At 44.5% G+C, this 4147-nt stretch carries 4 protein-coding genes and 1 pseudogene; 2 read left to right on the top strand and 3 right to left on the bottom strand.

The window, feature by feature from the left end; translation table 11 throughout:
- The coding region (locus A3735_RS13610) for a transposase (RefSeq protein ID WP_082865215.1) at positions 1 to 181 on the bottom strand (181 nt) is incomplete at its 3' end.
- Between the two features lie 309 nt (positions 182 to 490).
- Positions 491 to 2023 carry a cryptochrome/deoxyribodipyrimidine photo-lyase family protein gene (locus A3735_RS13605; protein ID WP_082865253.1) on the bottom strand — a complete coding sequence of 511 codons (1533 nt, stop codon included), beginning with the start codon at positions 2021 to 2023 and terminating at the stop codon, positions 491 to 493.
- 272 nt (positions 2024 to 2295) lie between these two features.
- Between A3735_RS13605 and A3735_RS13600 the strand changes: the two genes are divergently transcribed.
- Positions 2296 to 2838, top strand: coding sequence for a DUF3750 domain-containing protein (locus A3735_RS13600; protein ID WP_068510196.1), 543 nt, complete (start codon positions 2296 to 2298; stop codon positions 2836 to 2838).
- 15 nt (positions 2839 to 2853) lie between these two features.
- Positions 2854 to 3456 carry a pyridoxamine 5'-phosphate oxidase family protein gene (locus A3735_RS13595; protein WP_068510197.1) on the top strand — a complete coding sequence of 201 codons (603 nt, stop codon included), beginning with the start codon at positions 2854 to 2856 and terminating at the stop codon, positions 3454 to 3456.
- A 321-nt stretch (positions 3457 to 3777) separates the two neighbouring features.
- On the opposite strand, the pseudogene A3735_RS13590 reads toward A3735_RS13595, so the two are convergent.
- Positions 3778 to 4147, bottom strand: a pseudogene (locus A3735_RS13590) (glutathione peroxidase); the annotation flags it as partial.

Genomic DNA, 4147 nt, shown 5'->3' with positions numbered 1-4147 from the left:
CTGTATTTAAGCCAGTACCAGATTGTTCCGCATCAAACTTGGCTTTCCAGTTGTAGAGCAACTTATCTGTAATACCCAATGAAGCAGCCGCTTTAGGAACGCTATAGCCTTGCTCGGTGACCAGGGCAACCGCTTCTTGTTTAAACTCTGTTGTATAACTTCTGTTCTTTCGTTTTGTCATTTAACACCTCAATAATTGGATTATATTCCTTATTGAAGTGTCCTGTTTGATTAAAGCAGATCATTGCGAGGGGGCGTGTTTTGGATCGTCACAATGGCGAATACTGCTACAGGCAAATCGACAATAAAGCGCAGTGTTGCAATCGACAATAACTGAAAGTCGAATAACGGCCACTCAAAAAAATTATCAAGAGGAAGTGCTTGAATAACCATAGCGGGTTAAAATAGAGTTTGGTGAGTAAGGCCTTCGCAATAGCCTGCTTCAAAGCACCAAAGTGTTTTTTCTTAAGGTGGCACACAGCGGTTCAGTTTAGTCTCTTTTCCGTTTATTAGGACGTACGTGACGGTGAAGAATCCTGCTGTTTTCTTGTCTGACGAAGGTTCGTTTACGAAAAGCCCATAATTCGCGGCGAGCAATTTTTCCCGTTTCTTTAATATCGACAATTGGTTTTGGATACGTGGTTCCCAGAGATAGGTCATACAATGTTTCTTCCATAGGAGTCATCATCCACGGCGTGTGAATCAGCTCGTTTGGGAGTTTAGCCAATTCCGGTAGCCACATTCTGATAAACTCACCATTAGGGTCATGCTCTAGACTTTGTTTCACTGGATTGTAAATTCGAATGGTATTTGTGCCTGTGACGCCAGCCTGCATCTGAAACTGCGCATAGTGAATACCGGGCTCGAAGTCCAAAAAAAGCTTGGCTAGATAATGTACACCTTGCCGCCAATCCTGCAGCAAATGATGACAAAAAAAGCTGACGAGCATGGATCGCATTCGAAAGTTCAAATAACCCGTTTCGATTAAACATCGCATGCATGCATCAACAATGGGGTAGCCCGTTTTTCCATCTTGCCAAGCTTGGCGATGGCAAAGGGAATCATTGTCTTCTCGATAGCTGAATAACGCGTAAGCGCGATTGACAGGTCTTTCTTCCATTTCATGTTCACTTTCAAACTTTTGGATAAAATGGCAGTGCCAATGCAAACGTGAACACAAGGTATTCGCCGTTTTACGCCACCCCTGTTCGCGACGATGAAGTAAGGTTCGCTGATAAAACTGCCGCAGGCTAATATTTCCCCAAGCCAGGTAAGGAGACATGCGGGAACAGCTCTTTCGGCTTTCAAGTGGTTTTGATATTTTATAGGCATAGTCTTGACCTCTTGATCTAAAAAAAGAAGCGAGTGTTCTCTCAGCCCATTTTTCACCCCCATGTTGCATCCTAGGATGCGTTTCAAGCCAAGAAGGCTCCATTGCATCATTCGGATGATGATGTGCTAGAGAAATAAGGTTAGCGCCTCGAAGGTCGGGATTGTCTAAACCCATGCGCATGATACTGTGCCAGTGCTTGTCCCAATTGCTTCGGTGGGTCAGCCCTCGAATGACTCCGCCCGTTGGGCTTTCTTGCCAGTCTATTTGGTGTTTGGCTAGCCAATCAGCTATTTCCTTATCGCGCTCATAGGTAGCACGTATACCGGTCTCTTCATAGCTGAATAATCGATTGATTGTGAAATGGCTATGGATTTCCTCTAACGCCTTAAGAACCTTGCCCCGAAAGCAATGGATCTGCGTGTTAAAGGCCTTGAGTTGACGATTCAAATCGGCTAAAGACTGGCAAATAAAACGCCAATGGCGCACGTCGTAGTGAGGGTCTTGTATTAGCAGATCTTCGAAGATATAGATCAGTAAGGTGGGATTTTTGCCTGCACAAGCTTCCTTCAGGGGAGTATGATCACGTAACCTGAGATCACGCTTAAACCATACAACGTTAATGCCCTGGTTTTGAGTTGGTTGTTTGGTTCGTAAGTCGCTGATTTGTTGATGTAAACCTTGAGCTGACATGAATTCTATTCAATCCTAACTATGATGTTTGTTACGTTTACGTTTGGAAGGGGGAAAAAGATCACCTACAGAGTGATCTATTCCACGGGGTAAACGTACATTTACTAAATGATGAAAAGCCTCTAACGGTAATGAGTCTAAAAAAGTAGACGCGTGCTGAGGAGAAGGGGCTGAATGTCTTTCTGTCGGAGGAAAAGGCGTGTTGTTTGTAAGCCCAGTGCTTGTAAGACTAAGGTCTTGTTTTTACGGAGAAGATAACGGGGAAATAGACGATGTTTACCATTAAGGCATTGATTCAATTTAGTATGATACTTTTCAGTGTGTTAGCGGTGGGGTGCAGCACGGGAAGCTGGCGAGAAGCGTCTAGAGACTCTTCCGGGCTCGCCCCTTTGTCTACCGAAACTCCCGAAGCGGTTATTCAGGTATATGGTGCCGATGCATGGGGGTGGCGAGGTTGGTTTGCGATACATACTTGGATTGCGGTGAAAGCAAGAGATGCTTCTGAATATACCGTTCTTGAAGTGATAGGTTGGCGTGCCAAACGAGGACTGTCTGTGTTGAGAGTCGAGAATGATATTCCTGATAGGTATTGGTTTGGTAGTCAGCCCCAAATTCTTTTGGATAAGCGAGGTGACGAAGCAGAAGAGTTGATCGAAGAAATAGTTGCTTTAGCTGAACGTTACCCCTGGGCTAACGAGTATAAAGTTTTTCCTGGCCCGAACAGCAACACCTTTCCAGCTTGGATAGCAGCGCAGGTGCCCGAACTGGGCTTGGAGCTTCCCTTTAGTGCTATTGGCAGTGGTTACGTAGATTAACAGGGCGAAGAGTTTATGACTGAATATCAACCTATGACTTTGTTGATGAACGCTAGGCAAGAGGCCAAGCAAAACCAGGACCCCAGTGCTAAATATTGCACACTCGCGACACTCGAGCAAAATGATGCGTCTCAACCAAGAATGCGCACCTTGGTCGTACGCGAAATCAATGCAGATAGTTGTGTACTGTTTGTGAACAAACTTGCCCAAAAGAACCTACTACATTTAAACGAGGCGAAGGTAGAACTGCTATTTTTCTATCCTTCGCTACTACAGCAATTTAGAGTTCGGGGTGAATTGTCATTAATGTGTCCTGAGGTTCTTGAAACTCACTGGCAGCATAAACCTTATATTTCAAAGTTGCTGGATCATTTTTATCATACTGTCGCGCACCAGAGCGCTGCCCTGGAAGGCTCATTTGAGGTAGAACGGGGTATTAACGCGCTGAAAGAAAAGTACCCTAATCCTGATACAGTTCCTTTCACAGATAATGCGCTTGGGCTGGTGGTGTCTGTGAATTATCTAGAGTACTGGCGAGGCCATGAAACTGGCTTGCATGAGCGCACTTTATATCGACATATAGGCCACAGTTGGGAACGAGCTGCGCTTGTTCCTTGAATAGCGCGAACTATTGGGCTGCACTCTCTGCTACTCTTGGCGCCAATCATGTTTTCTGCACGTGGCAGGTTTGAGTCCCTAACCGATAGGATTGGTGTAGGGAAAATGGTTAAGGGGTGTTGATGCGAATGTTCGCGTATCTGATACCCTAATCTGTGGGTACCATGGTGGCAAGATTCAGTAGTGGGTGTGGATTGACTAAGTAAAATAAAAGAGGGCCGCAGGTTTGTCGACAAATTACTCTTAGCTCTTGTTTATAAGTATATGTATATCTGTGCTGCGGATATCTCAAACGATTACAATAACCCTGATGCTACTAAATTAATTAAGAGATCTTTTGATAGCCTCCTCTAATACACTGTCTAAGGGGGTTACCTGAGATCTGAACAAGGAAATACTTGATAAATCGGAAGAGATGAGGAACTTGTTGAAGTTCCAATTTGGTGATTTTTCAGTCCGTTGTTTTAGCATTTTGTAGAAGTCGTTTTGTTGAGGTCCTGTTACATAGCTCGGCGCTAGCATGGTGAAACTAACGCCGAAGTTTTTGAAGCAGACGCTAGCTGTTTCTGCTTCAGTTGCTAATTCTTGCCTGAAGGAGTTAGAAGGGAAACCGACAATTTCCAAACCCTCATCTTTATATTTTTGATAAAGCGCTTCAAGTTGAGATAGCTGAGGGGTAAATCCGCATCGG

The organism is Oleiphilus sp. HI0061 (genome assembly GCF_001635675.1).
Note: the sequence above shows the minus strand (reverse complement) of the source record. Positions and strands in the feature narration are given on the sequence as shown.

Coding starts and splice junctions, on each gene's coding strand:
- A3735_RS13605 (WP_082865253.1), bottom strand. CDS start 2,023: ATGTCAGCTCAAGGTTTACATCAACAAATCAGCGACTTACGAACCAAA.
- A3735_RS13600 (WP_068510196.1), top strand. CDS start 2,296: ATGTTTACCATTAAGGCATTGATTCAATTTAGTATGATACTTTTCAGT.
- A3735_RS13595 (WP_068510197.1), top strand. CDS start 2,854: ATGACTGAATATCAACCTATGACTTTGTTGATGAACGCTAGGCAAGAG.